Origin of the sequence: Streptomyces zinciresistens K42, assembly GCF_000225525.1 — a bacterium.
GTDB lineage: Bacteria > Actinomycetota > Actinomycetes > Streptomycetales > Streptomycetaceae > Streptomyces > Streptomyces zinciresistens.
The window spans coordinates 24,756-41,735 of record NZ_AGBF01000014.1; the positions used below are offsets into that span (position 1 = coordinate 24,756).

General features: G+C 72.3%; 12 protein-coding genes. 5 read left to right on the plus strand and 7 right to left on the minus strand.

All coding sequences use genetic code 11. From position 1 onward, the window contains the following. Nucleotides 1–620: 620 nt before the first annotated feature. Nucleotides 621–1,736 (plus strand): ADP-ribosylglycohydrolase family protein, encoded by a 1,116-nt coding sequence (locus tag SZN_RS07425; protein ID WP_007492931.1) that lies wholly within the window; start codon nt 621–623, stop codon nt 1,734–1,736. A gap of 143 nt (nt 1,737–1,879) precedes the next feature. Here the strand turns inward: SZN_RS07425 and SZN_RS07430 are convergent, their stop codons facing one another. Further along, nucleotides 1,880–3,448: a sodium:solute symporter family protein gene (locus SZN_RS07430; RefSeq protein WP_007492933.1), complete on the minus strand. Its 1,569-nt coding sequence runs from the start codon at nt 3,446–3,448 to the stop codon at nt 1,880–1,882. A 160-nt stretch (nt 3,449–3,608) separates the two neighbouring features. Next, nucleotides 3,609–4,394 (minus strand): SDR family oxidoreductase, encoded by a 786-nt coding sequence (locus tag SZN_RS07435; RefSeq protein ID WP_007492934.1) that lies wholly within the window; start codon nt 4,392–4,394, stop codon nt 3,609–3,611. Nucleotides 4,395–4,949: 555 nt separating this feature from the next. Between SZN_RS07435 and SZN_RS07440 the strand changes: the two genes are divergently transcribed. After that, nucleotides 4,950–5,807, plus strand: coding sequence for a hypothetical protein (locus SZN_RS07440; RefSeq protein WP_007492936.1), 858 nt, complete (start codon nt 4,950–4,952; stop codon nt 5,805–5,807). Between the two features lie 324 nt (nt 5,808–6,131). Next, nucleotides 6,132–7,472, plus strand: coding sequence for an endonuclease domain-containing protein (locus tag SZN_RS07445; RefSeq protein ID WP_007492938.1), 1,341 nt, complete (start codon nt 6,132–6,134; stop codon nt 7,470–7,472). A gap of 9 nt (nt 7,473–7,481) precedes the next feature. Here SZN_RS07445 and SZN_RS07450 read toward each other — a convergent pair whose 3' ends face one another. From SZN_RS07450 to SZN_RS07460, 3 genes are all read right to left on the minus strand, one after another. Continuing rightward, nucleotides 7,482–8,555, minus strand: coding sequence for a ParA family protein (locus tag SZN_RS07450; protein ID WP_007492940.1), 1,074 nt, complete (start codon nt 8,553–8,555; stop codon nt 7,482–7,484). After that, nucleotides 8,552–9,748 (minus strand): ATP-binding protein, encoded by a 1,197-nt coding sequence (locus tag SZN_RS37870; RefSeq protein WP_106432618.1) that lies wholly within the window; start codon nt 9,746–9,748, stop codon nt 8,552–8,554. The genes SZN_RS07450 and SZN_RS37870 overlap by 4 nt, the downstream gene beginning before the upstream one ends. Before the next feature lie 302 nt (nt 9,749–10,050). After that, nucleotides 10,051–10,509: an ATP-binding protein gene (locus tag SZN_RS07460; protein WP_043729109.1), complete on the minus strand. Its 459-nt coding sequence runs from the start codon at nt 10,507–10,509 to the stop codon at nt 10,051–10,053. Nucleotides 10,510–10,683: 174 nt separating this feature from the next. Here SZN_RS07460 and SZN_RS07465 point away from each other — a divergent pair, with 174 nt between their 5' ends. Beyond that, nucleotides 10,684–11,571 carry a helix-turn-helix domain-containing protein gene (locus SZN_RS07465; protein ID WP_007492945.1) on the plus strand — a complete coding sequence of 296 codons (888 nt, stop codon included), beginning with the start codon at nt 10,684–10,686 and terminating at the stop codon, nt 11,569–11,571. Next, a complete protein-coding gene (locus tag SZN_RS07470) occupies nt 11,568–11,750 on the plus strand; it encodes a DUF397 domain-containing protein (protein WP_007492947.1) in 183 nt (60 codons plus the stop codon). The genes SZN_RS07465 and SZN_RS07470 overlap by 4 nt, the downstream gene beginning before the upstream one ends. A gap of 342 nt (nt 11,751–12,092) precedes the next feature. Here SZN_RS07470 and SZN_RS07475 read toward each other — a convergent pair whose 3' ends face one another. Beyond that, nucleotides 12,093–13,949, minus strand: a complete 1,857-nt coding sequence (locus tag SZN_RS07475) for an MFS transporter (protein ID WP_043729113.1) — start codon at nt 13,947–13,949, stop codon at nt 12,093–12,095. A 203-nt stretch (nt 13,950–14,152) separates the two neighbouring features. Continuing rightward, nucleotides 14,153–16,864, minus strand: coding sequence for a D-alanyl-D-alanine carboxypeptidase (locus SZN_RS07480; RefSeq protein ID WP_007492952.1), 2,712 nt, complete (start codon nt 16,862–16,864; stop codon nt 14,153–14,155). Nucleotides 16,865–16,980: the final 116 nt, after the last annotated feature.

Consider the following 16,980-nt stretch of genomic DNA (forward strand, 5'->3'; position numbering starts at 1 on the left):
GTGCCCCAGTCGTCCCGCCGTCCCGCAGCCTCAGCGCCCGGAACGGACCCGCTGGCGACACGAGTCCGAGAACACCCGTCCAAGTCACCCCCGTCGCCCACCACTTCGCGGTGCGGTCGTCCGCGGCGCGAAGAGGTGCCCGACGGGCCCGGCTGCCCGCTGAGCGTTTGCTGGACGACTGGGGGGCTCCGGCACGAGGGGGCCGCGTACGTCGTGGCCGAGCCGGCGTCCGACGCCGTGCGGCACGAGCGCGTTCCCGGTCGCGACGTCAGGCCGGGGCTACGGCTGCGGGCCGGCGGCGTGCCGCGCGTCGAGGCCACCGACGCCCGGGGCGACCGCCTCCCGCGGGCGCGGGACGCGGGCGGCGGCGAGCCGAGTCGGGCCGGGGGCTGCTGATCGTGGCGGCGTACGCGGACCGCTGGGGCGTCGAGGCGGCGCCGGTCCGCGGCAAGACCGTGTGGGCCGCGCTCGCTCCGCGGGCACCCGCCCCGGACCGGGGATGACCGCCGCTGTCCATTCCGGGCACACCTCGCAGACTTTTCCGCCCCCTGAACCGACCGTCCCCGGTCGATTACAGTGGCGAACTGTCGTACGGACGGACGCGTGCACGGGAGGTCTCGATGGGGGCGACTGTCGGGCCCGTCTGGGGCCGGACCGAGCAGCAGGACTTTCGCAGCAGGGTGCGCGGCACGCTGCTCGGTGTCGCGCTCGGGGACGCCCTCGGCGCGCCGGTCGACGCGCTCGGCCTGGCGGAGATCCAGGAGCGGTACGGGCCCGAGGGCCTGCTGGACCCGGGGCAGGCGTACGGGCGGCGCGGTGCGGTGACCCATCTCACACAGCTCAGCCTCTTCACCGTGGACGGGCTGATCCGGGCCCAGGTGCGCCGGGACACCGGCGCCTGGCACCCGCCGACCGACGTGCACCGGGCGTACCGGCGCTGGGCGGCCACCCAGCGCGACTGGGGGCCCGACGAGCGCCGCAAGGAGGACGGGTGGCTCGCGCGCGAGGAGTGGCTGTACGCCCGCCGCGACCCCGGCCGCGCGCTCCTGCTCGGCCTCGGCGACGACACCATGGGCACGCTGGAGTCGCCCAAGAACACCGGTGAGCCGGGCCCCGAGGCCGCCGCGCGCTCCGCGCCGTTCGGACTGCTCGTCGGCTGGGAGCCGCAGCTCGTCGTCCAGCTCGCCATGGAGTGCGCGGCGCAGACCCACGGCCACCCCGTCGCCTGCCTCTCGGCGGGGGCGTACGCCGTCGTCGTGCACGGGCTCGCCTGCGGGGAGAGCCTGGACGGGGCCGTGCAGCGGGCCCTCGCGCTGCTGTCCCGGCGCCCCGGCCACGAGCCGGTGACCGACGCGCTCCAGCACGCCCTGGGTGCCGTACGGCAGGGCATGCCCACTCCGGCCCGGGTGCGCGAACTGGCCGCCGACGGCTCGGCCGACGGGCTGCTCGCGGCCGCCGTGTACTGCGCCCTGGTCGGCGAGGACATCCGGCACGGGCTGGGGCTCGCCGTCAACCACGACGGCCCCTCGGCCGCCGCGGCCGCCCTCACCGGCGGACTGCTGGGCGCGCTGCACGGCGAGACGGCGCTGCCCCCGGCGTGGCTGGCCGAGCTGGAGGGGCGCCCCACCATCCTCGAACTCGCCGACGACTTCGCCATGGAGATGACCCAGGGCCCGGCCCTGCACGGCCCGACCACCTCCTCCCCGGCCTGGCTGACCCGCTACCCGCGCGCCTGACGCCGCTGAGGAACACACGCCGCCCCGGAGCGCGTTCACCCGCCTCGGGACCGAACCGCCCCACCCCCCGCGCCGGGACGGCGGCCCCCGGTGTGCGGGGAGCCGCCGTCCCGGCGCGGGCCGGCGGGCCGGCCGCGCTGGCGTCAGTCCTTGGCGCGCACCGCGTCCTCCGGCGGGCCGGCCGGTGCCGGTACCGCCACGGCCGCGGAGTCGTCGCCGTCGGTGTTGATCCGCTCGACGACCGCGAGGCGCTCCGGGGTGTCCTCGGGCTTCGCGAAGCCGATGGCGATGTACAGCACCAGCGACACGGCCAGCGGGATGGAGACCTGGTACTGGAGCGGCACCCCGCCCTCGACGTTCCAGTTGATCGGGTAGTTGACCAGCCAGAAGGCGAGCAGGCCCATCGCCCAGCTGGTCAGCGCCGCGGTCGGGCCGGAGCGGCGGAAGGGGCGCAGCAGGCCCAGCATCATGGGGATGGCGATCGGGCCCATCAGACCGGCGACCCACTTGATCACGACGGTGATGATGTCCTTGAAGGTGGGGGAGTTGACCTGGGTGGCCACCGCCATCGACAGCGCCAGGAAGACCACCGTGGTCACCCGGGCCGCCATCAGACCGGACCGCTCGTTCCACGCCCGTGCCTGCTTGGACAGCACCGGCGCCACGTCCCGGGTGAACACCGCCGCGATGGCGTTGGCGTCGGAGGAGCACATCGCCATGGTGTGCGAGAAGAAGCCGACGATGACCAGGCCCAGCAGACCGTGCGGCAGGAGCTGTTCGGTCATCAGGGCGTAGGAGTCGGAGCCGTCCGGCTTCTGCGACTCCACCAGCAGCGGCGACATCCACATCGGGAAGAACAGCACCAGCGGCCAGACCAGCCAGAGCGCCGCCGACAGCCGCGCGGAGCGCGCGGCCTCGCGCGGGGTGGCCGTGGCCATGTACCGCTGGGCCTGGTTGAGCATCCCGCCGTTGTACTCGAAGAGCTTGATGAAGAGGAACGCCAGCAGGAAGACCGTGCCGTACGGACCCACCAACGGCTGTCCGTGGCCCTGGAGTTCCGGCTCGTCCCAGGCGCCGAAGAAGCCGATGCCCTTGTCGTTCAGCTTCATCACGACGGCGAAGAACATCGCGAGCCCGGCGAGCAACTGGATGACGAACTGGCCGAGTTCGGTGAGGGCGTCCGCCCACAGCCCGCCGATGGTGCAGTAGATGGCGGTGATGACGCCGGTGATGAGGATGCCCTGGTTGAGGGAGACACCCGTGAACACCGACAACAGGGTCGCGATCGCGGCCCACTTGGCGCCGACGTCCACGATCTTCAGCAGCATGCCGGACCAGGCCAGCGCCTGCTGGGTCTTGAGGTCGTAGCGGTTCTTCAGGTACTCCAGCGGCGAGGCCACATGGAGTCGTGAGCGAAGTCGGTTGATGCGCGGCGCGAACAGCTTCGACCCGATGGCGATGCCGAGCGCGATGGGGAAGGACCAGGTGACGAAGGACGTGACGCCGTAGGTGTAGGCGATGCCCGCGTACCCGGTGAACATCACCGCGCTGTATCCGGACATGTGGTGCGAGATGCCGGACAGCCACCACGGCATCTTGCCGCCCGCGGTGAAGAAGTCGCTGACATTGTCGACCCGCTTGTGGGACCAGACGCCGATCGCGACCATCACGCCGAAGTACGCGATGAGCACGGCCCAGTCGAGACTGTTCATGTGACCCCTTCCAGGGTTCCGCCCTGTGAACGGCTCGCCCATGTTCGATGCGCTGGCGCGGGCACGACAAGCGCATGAAGGGTCAACAGACAGTAAAATCGTTCTGAGCAGTGACCTGCATTCAGATCTATGAACTACGAAACCCGTGGGAACCCGTACGTCAGCGCATCAACTCCCCCGCGTTGACGAGCAGCGACTGCCCCGTGACGGCCCGCGCCCGGTCCGACGCCAGGAACACCGCCGCGTCGGCCACGTCCCCGTCGGTGGCCAGCTCGGGCAGCGCCATGCGCTCGGCCAGCCGCCCCAGCACCGCCTCCTCCGACGTCCCCTCGGCGTGCGCGGTGAACCGGACGAACGCACGCACCGGCGGACCCCACATCCAGCCCGGCAGCACGGTGTTGACCCGGATGCGATGCGGCCCCAGCTCGCGCGCGAGGGAGTACATGGCGCTGGTGAGCGCGCCCTTGGAGGCGGCGTAGGCGGCCTGGCGCACCTGGGAGGGCGCGGCGACGGCGGACTGCGTCCCGATGAACACGACCGCCCCGCCCCGCTCCTTCAGCGCCGGCAGGCAGGCGCGCGTCATCCGCAGCGCGCCCAGCAGGTTGACGTCCACGACCGAGAGCCAGGTCGCGAAGTCCGCGTCCTCCAGCCCGCCGAAGTGGGAGTCCCAGGCGGCGACATGGACCACGCCGTCGATCCCCCCGAACCGCTCGCGGGCCAGCGCCGCCAGCGCCTCGCACTGGCCCTCGTCGGTGACGTCGGTCGCCCGGTACGCGGTCCGGGACCCGCCCGGGTCCACCTCGCCGGCGCTCCTGGCGAGGTTGGCCTCCGTACGGGCGCCGAGCACGGCGTTCCCGCCGTCCCGTACGACCGCCGCCGCGACCTGGTGCCCCAGTCCGGCACCCACTCCCGAGACGACCACGGTCTTGCCGTCGAGCAGTGACATCAGGGCCTCCTGGCTTCGTCCCGACTCCGGCGCATCATCTGACGGAGCGTCAGAGTAGGGGCGTCCGGGGGAGGAGGGAAGGGAGGCGCCATGAGCGAGGACACCAGGAGCGAGGACACCGCGGGCGAGCGCACCGGGAGCGAGCGCACCGGGAGCGAGCACCCCCCGGCGTCGAGGTCGCCCCGGCCGGCCTGCTGTCCGCGCGCAAGATCAGCGGCCCGCCCGCACTGCCGGAAGGGTGGGCATCCCGCGCGGCACGACGAGGAAAGGGCGGGAGGCGCGAGTGCGGCGCTTCCCGCCCTTCACTTGCCTGTTCCGTCACGTTCCCGCTCACCTTCCGGAGTCTGGACGGCCCCCTGTCATTCGTGGCGCCACCCCGTAGGGCGTTGCATACCTGCACATGACTCCAGCTGTGACCCCCTGTCGCGCAGATCAGCCAGCGTTCACACCCTCGACATCCCGCCCGCCGGCCTGGCGTACGCGATCCCCGGACTCCGGGCAGAGTCGGGCGGAACACCCCTCCCCATCTGATGCCATGTCAGCTAAACCGGACCCATGACGGATGACGCGACGCACACGGGCGAAACCCGCAGCCACCTGTACGCCGAACTGGCCGCCGTCGGCCCCTACGGAGCCGACCTCGGGCACGCGCTGATCACCATGGTCGAGCCGCATCCAGGCCGGGAGCGCGAATACAATCGCTGGTACGAAGACGACCACTTCATCGCCGGTGCGATGGCCATGCCCTGGATGTTCGCCGGACGGCGCTGGGTCGCCACCCGTGACCTGCAACTCCTGCGCTACCCCGAGAAGTCCGCCGTCGCGCGGCCGGTGACGGCTGGGTGCTATATCTCCGTCTACTGGATGACCGCCGGTCGCTACGACGACCACATGCGGTGGACGGTCGGCATCAACAAGCGCCTCAACCGCGACCGCCGGGTCTTCCAGGACCGTACGCACGTCTTCACCGCGTTCCAGGACCGTGTGGCAACCGTCTATCGCGACGGCGACCAGGGTCCGCGCGACATCCATGCCCTTGATCATCCCTACGCCGGGCTCGTCGTCCAGGTCGTCGACGCCGACTCCCCCGCCAGACTCCCGGAGTTGCTCGCGTGGCTGCGGGACGACCACATCCCGAAGCAGCTGGCCGGCTCGCCTGCGGCCCTGGTGACCGTCTTCGCGTCGACCCCGCTGCCCCTGGACCGGATGACCTACGTCAAGCAGGTCGAGGGGGTCGGGATCCGGCTGACCCTGCTGTGGTTCCTCGAAGCCGATCCCCGCGAGGTCTGGCAGGACCACTTCGCGGACCTGGACACGGCGGCGGCCGCCTCCGGCCTCGGCGACGTGCAGTTCGTCGCTCCGTTCGTGCCCACGGTCCCGGGCACCGACCGCTACGTGGACGAGCTGAGATGAGCACATCAGAAGCCGGCGCGTCCACGGAGGCCGGCGTCACTTCGCGGGTGAAGGGAGGCGCGCTCGCCGTCGCGCCGATGACGGCGACGCAGCGGAACTCCAGTCCCTTCACGGCGTGCACGGTCGCCGGTCGTACGCCGCCCGTGTCCTGCCCCGGACCGTGTCGGCGGCAGGTGCCGAAAACCCCGCGTACGGCGGGGTGCCGGAACGCGAACCAGGAGTGCGTCCCGTACGGTGCGTCAGCTGACGGACAGGGCGGCGGCGGCCGGGCCGGCCGAGGCGCTCGGAGACCCGTTGCCGCTTCGGCGCCGATAGTCTGTGGAGATGTCGGAGCGTGTCATACCCGGTCGCACGGACGGCCTGATCACCCTGGGCGCCGCGGACGCTCTGTGGGTCGATCTGACGGCCGGCAGCGCGGTACCGACGGCTTCCGGGGCATTCACCTGCTCACCCGCCCACGCCCGGCTGGGGTACGTCCTGCTCGGCGGCCACGCGGTGGCGACGGTGAGGGCGAGCGGCGGTCAGTGGTGTGTCCTGCAGGCTGAGGTACGCCGGGCGGCCGTGGAACTGAACGCGGTGGGGTTGGATCGGCGGGACCTGGTTCGCATCGGTCCGTTTCGTGGGACGCCGCGGCAGGAGTACGCCGAGGAAACGCCACTGCGTTGGCGCCGGCGCATCACGGGGGAACGTGGGGAGCCGGGCGGACCCGAGACGGCAGCGCGACGCGAAGCCGGCCGGCCGCACCATCTGGCGGGGATCGACTGGCGGCGGATGCTCGTGGAGCGGACCCGAGACGGGACGCGGCGGACGTGGTGGCTGCCGCGCGCCGCGGTCATGCTGCTGGACGCGGCCGAGTATGCCGAGACGCAGTGGGTGCGGGCCGCCCGGACCCGCCAGGCGAGCGCGGTCGTCACCGAACCGCCCTCCCACCCCCGGCCGGCCCGGGAAGCCGGCAGTCGTCGCACCACGGGCGCCGAGGGCACCGCCTCACCGCGCCCATACCGCGCGGAGCTGGAAGGCCAGTTGTACTCGGTGCTCACCCGGAAGCCCGGTATGTCCCACAGGGTGACCGGGTGGGCGTGCGCCGTCTGCCGCATCGCGCCCGCGACCGTGCTCGACCACTGCCACGAACACGGCTACGTCCGTGCCCCCGTCTGCCAGTCCTGCAACACCCTGGAACGCCCCGACCACCTGTACAGCAACGACATCCGCGTGGCGAACCGCTACACACGCCTCTTCGGCACCGACACCGACGACTGGCTCCGCCACTGGCACCGCTGCCCCGGCTGCCGCGCACGCACCACCCTGCCCCTGCCGCACCTCGCCGCATGGACCGCCCACACAGCCTGCCGATCGCTGCGCCCGACCCACCGCGCCGCGCGCGGGCGCACGCCCTGCGGAATCCTGCGCGTGTCCTGGACGGGGAGCCAGAACGCGCCCCGCTCCTGCCTGCTCACGGTCGCCGTGGACTGCTGCCCCTCCGGCGAGCACCGCGTCCTGGCGCGAGTGCCCTACCGCGAAGCCGTCGACCGGTTTCGCGTCTGGCTGGCCGAGACGGCCCCCGCCGTGGCCGCCGCGGCCGGTCCCGACCGCCTGGACGGCCTCCCCGCCCAGCCCCGGCCGGTCGTCGCGGACACCAGCGGCGAGGGTCTGGCACTGTTCTGAGCGGACGGATCACTCACGTCGGTCGGCCGACGACGACCGGTGGGACTCCGCCGGAGACTCGCCGATCCTGGTGAGGACCTCCTGGGCCAGTGCCCGGAACTCCTTGAAGCACGTCTTCACGTACTGCTGGGTGCTGCCCAGGGCGCCGTCGGCCGCTCTCAGGTCGAACATGGGCTTGCGTGCGTCGTGGGCCAGGGGCATCAGGCTCCGGTAGTTCCGCAGCGTGGCGATGCGGTGGCGGTCGTCCGCGCGGGAGGGCGGCGATTCGTCGAGGACCGCCGAGGAGTAGACCCGAGGGATCCGCTGGAGCCAGCGCTCGTATGCCTTGACCGGCCGGTCCAGTCGCATCTCCGGCTGCATGATGACGTACCCGAGCGGTCGCATGTCGGCCCGGGGCGCGGAGATGTTCGGGGGCACTCTGGGGAGCACCAGTCCCTGCCAGTCGGCGCGCCACTGCCGCAGCGTCGGCCCCAGGTTGCTGAGGCCCTTGAGGGAGAACAGGTCGGCGGCCAGCGGCATCAGCACGGTGTCGGCCGAGATCAGGGCGGCGCGGTTGATGGCACCGAGGTTGGGGCCGACGTCGATGAGGACAACCTCGGCCTCGACGGACCGCGTCGCCTGCTCGATGATCCGGTGGAACGACGTCGAGGTACGGACGGCCGCGATGTCGCCCGCGTAGGCACGCGACCACTCGTTGGACAGCTTGTCCTCGAAGCGGCTGAGGTCGAGGCTGCCCGGCAGCAGCCAGAGCCCCGGCTGGAGCCTGGCCGGCTCGACGGTCGCGATGTCGCCGGTGCCCTCCAGGATGGGGCGGACGGCGTCGGCGATGGTCTGGCCGCTGCGCACCCGTCCGGCGCCCGGCAGTCCTGCCGCCGCAGCGCCCTGGTCGATGAGCTCGGAAGGGTTCTCCCACAGCTCTTCGATCTCCGTCTCCTCCAGGCACATCGAGGTGAGGTTCGCCTGAGGGTCCAGGTCGACGGCCAGCACGCTCAGGCCGAGCCGCTGGATCATGTGGGCGAGATGGTAGGTGAGGGTGGTCTTGCCCACGCCGCCCTTGTTGTTGAACAGCGCGATCGACGTCATGCGGCCCTCCGGAGGACGACGGCCCAGGACGAGGAGTCGACCTGGAACTCGGGCGGCGGGTTTCCGTTGGTCTCCAGCGCCTTCCTCACGCGCCCGATGCCGCGTCCGAACCGGTTCACATAACCCAGGCCCTTCATCGCGGCGGCCAGGGACGGGTTGCGGTAGTCGGTGACCCGATCGAAGTTGTCGTCCCGGACCTGTCCGAACGGGCCACCGGGATTCGTGATCTCGATGCGGTCGTCGAACCACACGATGCGGGTCGGCGCGTAGGACGTCTCGTAGTTGCGGTGCATGAGGGCGTTCATGCAGAGCTCGCGCAGGGCTTCGAGCGGGTAGTCCGGCTGAGGCGTCTCACGGAAACCGTGCTCCACGAGACGGGTACGCAGATTGCTGCGCAGCAGGGGTTCGAGTCTCGCGGCGAGTCCGACCAGGTTCTGGCGGAGCTCCTGCTCGTCGGAGATCGGAGCGTCGAGATCGGTGCCCTGGTAGCGGACGAACTGAACGTATGCGCCCGGTACTTGACTGCCGGGGTCGAGACCGATGGCGAGCACGCCGAGTGTGGTCGGTGAGCCTTCCGGCGTGAGGAGGCGGAGGGAGGCGAGCTGGAGCTCGGTCGGGCGGCCGTTCTCCTCGATGACGTCGGGCGCGACCATGGACGGCAGGTAGGACTGCCGGAACATGTCGAGATCCAGGTCGTCGAGGCGCGCGAGGGGCAGCGGCCGCGTGTCGTACGGGATGTCCTTGGCGCGGCGACGCTCCGAGAGTACGCGTTCGTCCTCACGGCTCGCCTTGCGTGTGGTGGGGCCGGGACGGACCCAGATGACTCCTTCGAACCTGACCGGCGGGGTCGCGGAGGCGGCGACACGGAGGCGGATGACGGGCTTGCCCTGGTAGACGGCTCGTTCGACGGTCAGGGACGGGCGGTCGAGGATCCTGCCGTCGTCCCGCAGGTCGGTGAGCTGGAGAAGCGCCCGGTCGCTCAGGTCGACGTCGTCGACAGGGCGACCGTTGTCGTCCACTCCGATGAGGATGTCGCCGCCACCGTGATCACACAGATCGTTGGCCATCGCGCACACCGCGTTGCCGATGGCGTCGCCGCGCCGGCCCTCCCGCTTGGCACTGCGCTTGAACTCCAGGCAGGCCGATTCCTGGGTACCCAGGAGATCGGCGAGGTCCTCGTCGTTGTCGCTCACGGGGCCATTCTGCCGTGCGGCGGGGCGGCTCACAGAGCCGTGTTCCCGGAGCCGTGGTCCGTGTCCCGCCGACCGGAGGTGGATACGACGGCCGCCGAACGCGGACTCGGCGTAGGCGTCCCACAGTTCGGTCTGGGCGGCGATGCCGTGCGGTACGGGCACAGCTGTTCCTCCGGTCGTCGGGATGCGGGAGCCCCCTCCCTCGGGGAACCGCGAGGACGGGGGCGGCGGTAGCCGGGATCAGCGACCAGCGACCGTCGGGAACCCTGGCGTCGCACGGTGAGCAGTGGGCGAGCTGGAAGCTACGTGTGCAAGCGACTGGCAGGTAGGGCAACGGGGCTCACCTCGGCCCAGACGGTCTTGCCGCCCGGTGGACGCGGTTCGGTGCCCCAGCGGTCGGCCAGCGCGCCGACCAGGAGCAGACCGCGGCCCGTCTCGTCGTACGTCGCCGAGCCGGTGGGTACGACGGGGAGCCGCCCGCCCTTCGCGTCGGTGACCGCGATCCGGAGGAGGCCGGTCGTGGTGTCGAGGGTGAGGGCGAGCCGGAAGTCGCGGCCCTGGACGCGGCCGTGCAGCGCCGAGTTGGCGGCGAGTTCGGCGACGATCTGCTTGGCTCGCCCGGTCACGTCGGGTGACAGGTCCCAGGCGCGGAGCTGGGCGGCGGCGAGGAGGCGGGCGAGGCGGGCTCCTCGGCGGGTGGAGGACAGGAGCTGGGCGAACGTCGCCATGGTGCCGGGTGATGGGGGAAGGGATGCGCTCATGGGACCACCGTGGCGGGCGCGCGGGGCGCGTTCCAGGAGTGACTCTCGTACGGTGCGTCAGCGTACGGACACATTCCGTGGACGGTACGTGGTGTCGTCCGTCACGCTGGGTGCTGTCAAGTGTGGGGCGACGGACAGCGCGTGTCGCGGGTACGGAAGGAAAGGTGGCCGCGTATGACGGGCGGCATCGACATCACGGTCGAGGACGGTTGCGACGGGGAGTCGGCCGGCGGTGAGCCGGATCGTGAACCCGACCCCTCGGACAGTCTGCGGACCTGGGGCGCCGTCCAGCAGGCGCTGCGCGAGCACGCGGGCTTCAGCAGGGCCGAGTTCGCGGACTTGGTGCGCTTCTCCAAGCACACCGTGGAGTCGGTGGAGCTGGGGCGGAGGATGCCCGACGACTCGTACGTGGTGCGGTCGGAGGAACTCCTGGGGAACACCGGGGCGTTGCGGAAGTCGTCGCGGTACGTGACGCGGGGGCGGGGGGATGTGGGGCTTGCGGCTTGGTTCCGGCAGTGGGCGAAGCTGGAGCGGGTGGCGGTGAGTCTGTGCACGTACGAGTGCAGGCTGGTGCCGGGGTTGTTGCAGTCGGAGGGGTATGCGCGGGCGGTGTTCGAAGGGACCGTTCCGGTGGCACCGGACGACCAGTTGGACGAGTTCATGGCCAGGCGCATGGAACGGCAGCGGATGCTGATCGAGCGGCCGACCATCCCGTTCAGCTTCATCGTCGAGGAGCACGTCTTCCGGCGCCGGTTCGGGGACGCGGACCAGATGCGGGAGATGTTCGATCGAGTGCTGGAGCTGAGCGCGCCGCGCAACGTGACGCTCCAGATCGTGCCGCTTGAGGCCGGGCTGCACGCGTGCCTGGACGGCCCTGTGCGGCTTCTGGAGACCCCGAAGGGGCAGCGGCTCGCGTACTCGGAAGGGCAGCAGAACGGCCGTCTGATCTCCGGCCCGAAAGAGGTGAGCCTCCTCTGCCAGCGCTATGGCACACTGCGCTCGCAGGCCCTCAACTCCAAAGATTCCAAGGGCCTGTTGGAGCGACTCCGAGGAGAGCTATGAGCGCGACGGAACTGGCCTGGTTCAAGTCCAGCTACAGCGGCAGCCAGGGTGACGACTGTGTGGAGGTCGCCCGCACCGAACAGGCCGTCTGCGTACGGGACTCCAAGGACGTGACTCGCCCGCACTTCGCCGTGGGGCGAGATCACTGGACGGAGTTCGTGGCGTTCGTGGGTTCGTGACCGAGTCCTGATCCCCACCGCACCTGGCAGGTCAGGGTGTTGCGCAGATGGGGACCGAGGTACCCCACGTACACCAGCCCTGTCTGCGGTCCGTCGTTGTACGGGGGTGCCGATCAGGTCGTCGGCGCCCCCTCGCCCGAGCGGCGCCCCGAGCTGCTGGAGTGGCTGCGCGCCCGCCACCTCCCCGGGCACCTCGCCGACACCCCGGCGGCCCTGGTCACCGTCTTCCGCCCGACGCCCGCCGTGCGTAATGGGCCGCTCGCCCTGCCGGGGTCCCTGTACGCGGTCGCCCCCGGCCGCCATCGAGGTGCGTACGGGGGCGCCGACGAACTGCGCCGAGCCTCAGCGCAGTTCCTCCGGGCAGGGCGTGCCGCGCGGCACCCCGTACGGGGCACCCAGCCGGTACACGCCCGCTCGCGGCGCGATCAGCGTCGTCCACGTGTCGCCCCGCGCGTCCTTCTCCGTCTCCATCAGGCAGCCGTTGACGTTGTCGTACGACTTCGGCTCGCCCTCGGGCCGGGCCCGCGACTCCCGCGTCTCCACCGGCGGGCCGAGCTTCTTGCCGTCGGCGTCGATGATGCTCAGCCAGGGCGAGTAGGGGATGCGCACGAGGATCCGGCCCGGCTTGCTCACCCGCATCGTCATCTCGCCCTGCTCCGCCCGCTCGACCGTGGCGTTCGGCTCGGCCAGCGGGGCGGGGTCGGTCACCTCGAACAGCTGCCAGTTGGCGTCGCCCCACACCTGCTTCAGATACGGCAGGCCCCGCTGCACCAGCTCCCGCTCGCGCTGCGCCCCCGTGCCGTCCGGCTCGTCCTTGGGCAGCACCACGAAGTGCACGGCCCAGCGGTTGAGCCACTCGTGGTAGTTCGCGGAGTTCAGGGTGCCGTCGTAGAAGAGCGGGTTGCGCTCCATGTCGGCCTGCCGGTTCCAGCCGCGGGCCAGGTTGACGTACGGCGCGAGCGCGGACGCCTCGCGGTGCGAACGCGCCGGTACGACCTCCACCCGGCCCTTCTCGGCGCCGACCTTCTGGAGCTCGTTGACCAGGGGGGCCAGCTCACGCGCCCAGGACGCGGCCGGGGCGGAGTGGATGACGTCGTCGACCGTCTTGAAGCCGATCCATCCGGTGAACCCCAGCAGCGCCACCACGATCGCGTACCACGCGCGCGAGCGCCGCACGGTGAACGGCAGGGCCGCCACCAGGACGACGCCCGCGAACAGCATCGCGAGCCGCGTGATGTTGGAGCCGATCTGCGAGCTGACGACCCAGACCAGCACGACCGCCAGGCCGTAGACCGCGGCCACCATGCGGACCGTGCGCCACTCGGCCGGGACGACGAAGTACACGACGGCCGACAGCAGCAGCGGCATGACCACCGAGCCGAAGCCCATCGGCTGCGTGCCCGAGAACGGGAACAGCAGCGCCGAGACCGCGACCACGGCCGTCGGCGCGATCCCCAGGGCCCAGGCGCCGGGCCTGCGCTTCTGGAAGAACAGCGCCACCGCCACGAACCCGACGAAGAGCCCGGCGACCGGGGAGGACATCGTCGCGAGCGCGGCCAGCGGAGCCGCGCACAGCGCCTTCGCCCAGCGCTTGTAGCGCCAGCGGTGCGGCCAGCAGAACACCACGGCGACGGCACCCAGCGCGAACATCGTGCCCAGGCCGAAGGTGACCCGACCGGAGATCGCGTTGGCCGCCAGCCCGAGGACCCCGGCGAACGCCGCCCACAGGGGGTTGCGCACCGACCGGCTGCGCAGCAGGACCAGCGTCAGCAGGCCCGCGGAGATCGTCCCCGCGATCATCATGGTCGTACGGACGCCCAGGAGCGACATCAGATACGGCGAGACCACGCTGTAGGACACCGGGTGCATGCCGCCGTACCAGGCGAGGTTGTACGCCGAGTCGGGATGCCGGCCGACGAACTCGGCCCAGGCGTCCTGGGCCGCGAGGTCACCGCCGCTGCTCGCGAACATGAAGAACCAGATGATGTGCAGGAGGCCGGCCAGGACCGTCATCGACAGCACCGGGCGCCGCAGCAGACGCGCACGCAGGGCGTGGACGGCGGCCGTCAGCCGGGACGGCGGTGTCTTCTCCGGTCGGCCCGGCCCCTCTCCCCGGCGTGGCGCGGGCACGCGTATTCGCGGACCGGCCCCCCGTCCGGGATCGGCGTCGTCGGCGCGTGTCGGCTCCGCTGTGGCCACGTCTGAGGCACTCCCCGTGCTGTCCTGTCCCGACTTCATGTTCCGGCCGCGGACCGGTTCCCGCGTGTCGCCCGCCCGGTCCGCGGAGGTTCACCGGCCCTGTCCCGTGCGCGGAGACCTGCCCGTTTCGTGACGCTAGCACGCGGCCCGCCGACGGGTGGTGTCGGCGGACCGCGGTGCCTGGGCGCCACACCGCCCCGGCGTCAGCCGAGACGGGTCAGCTTGTCCGAGAAGCCCGGCTCGACGAGGTCGTCCTTCAGGGCGACCGGCACCTTGACCGCACCGCTGCTGCCGTCGCCCACGGTGAGCGTGCCCACCTTGGTGCCGGCCTTCGCGGTCCGCGGGACCTCGTCGGAGGCGAAGGTCAGCCGCACCTTGAGCCCGGACCAGCCGACCGCCGTGACGTCCTTCGTGACCACGACCGGGGTGCGGCCGCCGAGCCCGTCGTCGACAGAGCCCACGACGTCGCCCTTCTTCAGGATCGTCGCCGTCTTCAGGGCGCCCTGGGCCGCCCGGATGAGCCGGTCGCCGCCGGAGAGCGCGGCGCTCAGGATGGTGTTCTCCGGACCGCCGGCGGGCTGGCGGACCACCGCGCCGACGATCATGCGCGTCTCGCCGCCGATCTCCTTCTTCGCCGCGAAGACCAGGTTGCCCAGGGCGGAGGTGGTGGTGCCGGTCTTGATGCCGACGACGCCGTTCCTGCCGACCAGCTGGTTCCAGTTGGAGTGGTTGAGGCCCTTGTAGTCGTCGTACGACATCATCCCGGCGACCTCGCGGAAGGCCGGCTCCTTCATCGCGGCCCTGGCCAGCTTCACCTGGTCCACGGCCGTGCTCACGGTGGTGTCGTTCAGACCGGAGGGGTCGGTGTACTTCGTGTCGGTCATGCCGAGGTCGTCGGCGGCGGCGTTCATCTTGGCGACGAACGCCTTCTCCGAACCGGCGTTCCAACGGGCCAGCAGCCGGGCCACGTTGTTCGCGGACGCGATCAGGATGCTCTCCAGCGCCTCGCGCTGGCTGATGCTGTCGCCCTCGGTCACCTTGACGGTGGACTCCTGGCCGGCGTCCGACTGGTCCTCGGCGGCCCGGTCGATCTTGATCTTCGGGCCCTCGGCGCCGCTCTTGAGCGGGCGGTCGCGCAGGACGACGTACGCCGTCATGACCTTGGCGACACTGGCGATCGGCACGGGCTTCCGCTCGCCCGAGGAGCCGAAGGTGCCGATGCCGTCCACGTCGAGCGCGGCCTGCCCGGCGGCGGGCCAGGGGATGTCGGCCCTGCCGCCGCCGAAGCGGTACGTCTCCCCGGCGGTCAGGTCGAGGGTGGGCGCCGGCAGCGGGCGTACGGACTGCGCGATCGCGAAGACCACCGCGAGCAGCAGGACCAGCGGCGTCCAGATCTTCACCCGCCGGACCAGGGTGCGCACCGGCGTCTCCGGCGGCGGCGGGGTGTTCGTCAGCTCGGCGAGCAGGTCCAGCGGGGGCTTGGGCGGCAGCGGCTGCTGCGTGGTGCGCTCGGGACCCACCTGCGGTACGGCGGTGGTGACGTCCGGCGGCGTCGCGGGCTGCGGGGCCCGCGCCGCCCGAGGGTCCCCGGGGGGGTCCTGCGGGAGGTCCGGCTTGAGCGCGACGAACTTGCTGGTGCGCTCGGCGGGCGCCTCGGGCCGGGAGTCCCCGGGCGGGGAGTCGTCGGACCGGGAGTCGTCCGGCCGGGGCGCGTCCGCCGGGGGAGCGTCCGGCCTGGGGGCCTTCAGCATGGTGGTCGGCTGATCCGCCGTGGGCGCGGCCGGCGGCGCGGTCCGGAAGACGGCGGTGGGCTGGTCGACCACGGGCTTCCCGGGCCCGTCGGGCTTCTTGTCGTCGCGGTCACCGCCGCCGCCGTCGCCGCTGCCTGCCTCGGCGTCGGTGGCGCTGTCGGTTCCGGCCCCGGTGGGCTCGTCCGCGGGGTCCGGCCCGGCGGTCGCGTCGGCGTCGGTGCCCTCCGGGGCCGCGTCGGCGTCGTCGGTGTCGTCGGTGTCGGTGTCCTGGGCCGCGTGCTGCTCGGCGTCCGCGGCTTCCGGAGCCTGGACGTCGTCCTGCGGGTCCTCCGCGGGGCGCTCGGCGTCCCGGTCCGCGTCCGCGGCTTGCGGGGCCCGGGTGCCGTCCTGCGGGTCCTCCGCCGGACTCCCGGCGTCCTCGGCGTCCTCGGCCCGGTCGGCAGCGGCGGCGCCCTCGTCCGCGCTCTCGTCCGCGACCGCGTCCTCCGGCTCGCTCCCGGCGGCCCCAACCTCGTCGGCGTCCGGGGCCGCAAGGGCTGACGGGGCCGGGACGGACGTGTCCTCGGCGTCGGCGTCGGCGGTCCGGGCGACCGCCGCCTTCGCCTCCCGCGCCTTGGCGTCGGCGTCCTCGGCCGCGTCCTCGGCGTCCTCGGCCTTCGCGTCCGCGCCCCGCGCCGCGGCCTCCGCCCTCACCGCGGTGCCGGGACGGGCGTCGGTGTCCGCACTCGCGTCGGTGTCCGTGTCCGTGTCCGCACCCGCGTCCTCGCGGGCGTCCGGGCCGCCGGTCGCGGACTCCTCCGCGTCGGCCCCGGCCGCCCCTTGAGCCGCCGCACCGGCTTCCGCCGCGGTCTCGGCCGCAGCCCCGCTCCCGGCCCCGGTGCCGCCCTCCGCGGGCCCCGCAGGCTCCGAGGGCCCCGCAGGCTCCGTCCGCGCCGCCTCCAGGTCCTGGCGGGACAGCACCCGCGTGGCCGTGTCGACGCCGCCCCGCGGCCCTGCGGCGTCCTCGCGGGCCATCGCCAGACGGGGGTCGCGGGCCGCGCCCGTGCCCGCCCCGGAGGTGTCCTCCGGCTCGGGCCTGGATTCGGGAACCGGTACCGCGCTCCCCGACGTCGCTTCTGCCGACGACTCGCGCTGCTTCGACCTGTCGGGGGACTCGCCCGCCACCGATGCCTCCTCCATGTGCCGCCGCACGCCCCGCGTGCGTCTGCCGAACCAAGGGCCGCCGTCCGGGCTCCGTGCCCGCACGACCCACCCCGTGCCGCTGCCCGAACCTTTTACCA

Coding starts and splice junctions, on each gene's coding strand:
- SZN_RS07460 (WP_043729109.1), bottom strand. CDS start 10,509: ATGAGCGCATCCCTTCCCCCATCACCCGGCACCATGGCGACGTTCGCC.
- SZN_RS07425 (WP_007492931.1), top strand. CDS start 621: ATGGGGGCGACTGTCGGGCCCGTCTGGGGCCGGACCGAGCAGCAGGAC.
- SZN_RS07440 (WP_007492936.1), top strand. CDS start 4,950: ATGACGGATGACGCGACGCACACGGGCGAAACCCGCAGCCACCTGTAC.
- SZN_RS07430 (WP_007492933.1), bottom strand. CDS start 3,448: ATGAACAGTCTCGACTGGGCCGTGCTCATCGCGTACTTCGGCGTGATG.
- SZN_RS07445 (WP_007492938.1), top strand. CDS start 6,132: ATGTCGGAGCGTGTCATACCCGGTCGCACGGACGGCCTGATCACCCTG.
- SZN_RS07470 (WP_007492947.1), top strand. CDS start 11,568: ATGAGCGCGACGGAACTGGCCTGGTTCAAGTCCAGCTACAGCGGCAGC.
- SZN_RS07435 (WP_007492934.1), bottom strand. CDS start 4,394: ATGTCACTGCTCGACGGCAAGACCGTGGTCGTCTCGGGAGTGGGTGCC.
- SZN_RS07465 (WP_007492945.1), top strand. CDS start 10,684: ATGACGGGCGGCATCGACATCACGGTCGAGGACGGTTGCGACGGGGAG.
- SZN_RS07450 (WP_007492940.1), bottom strand. CDS start 8,555: ATGACGTCGATCGCGCTGTTCAACAACAAGGGCGGCGTGGGCAAGACC.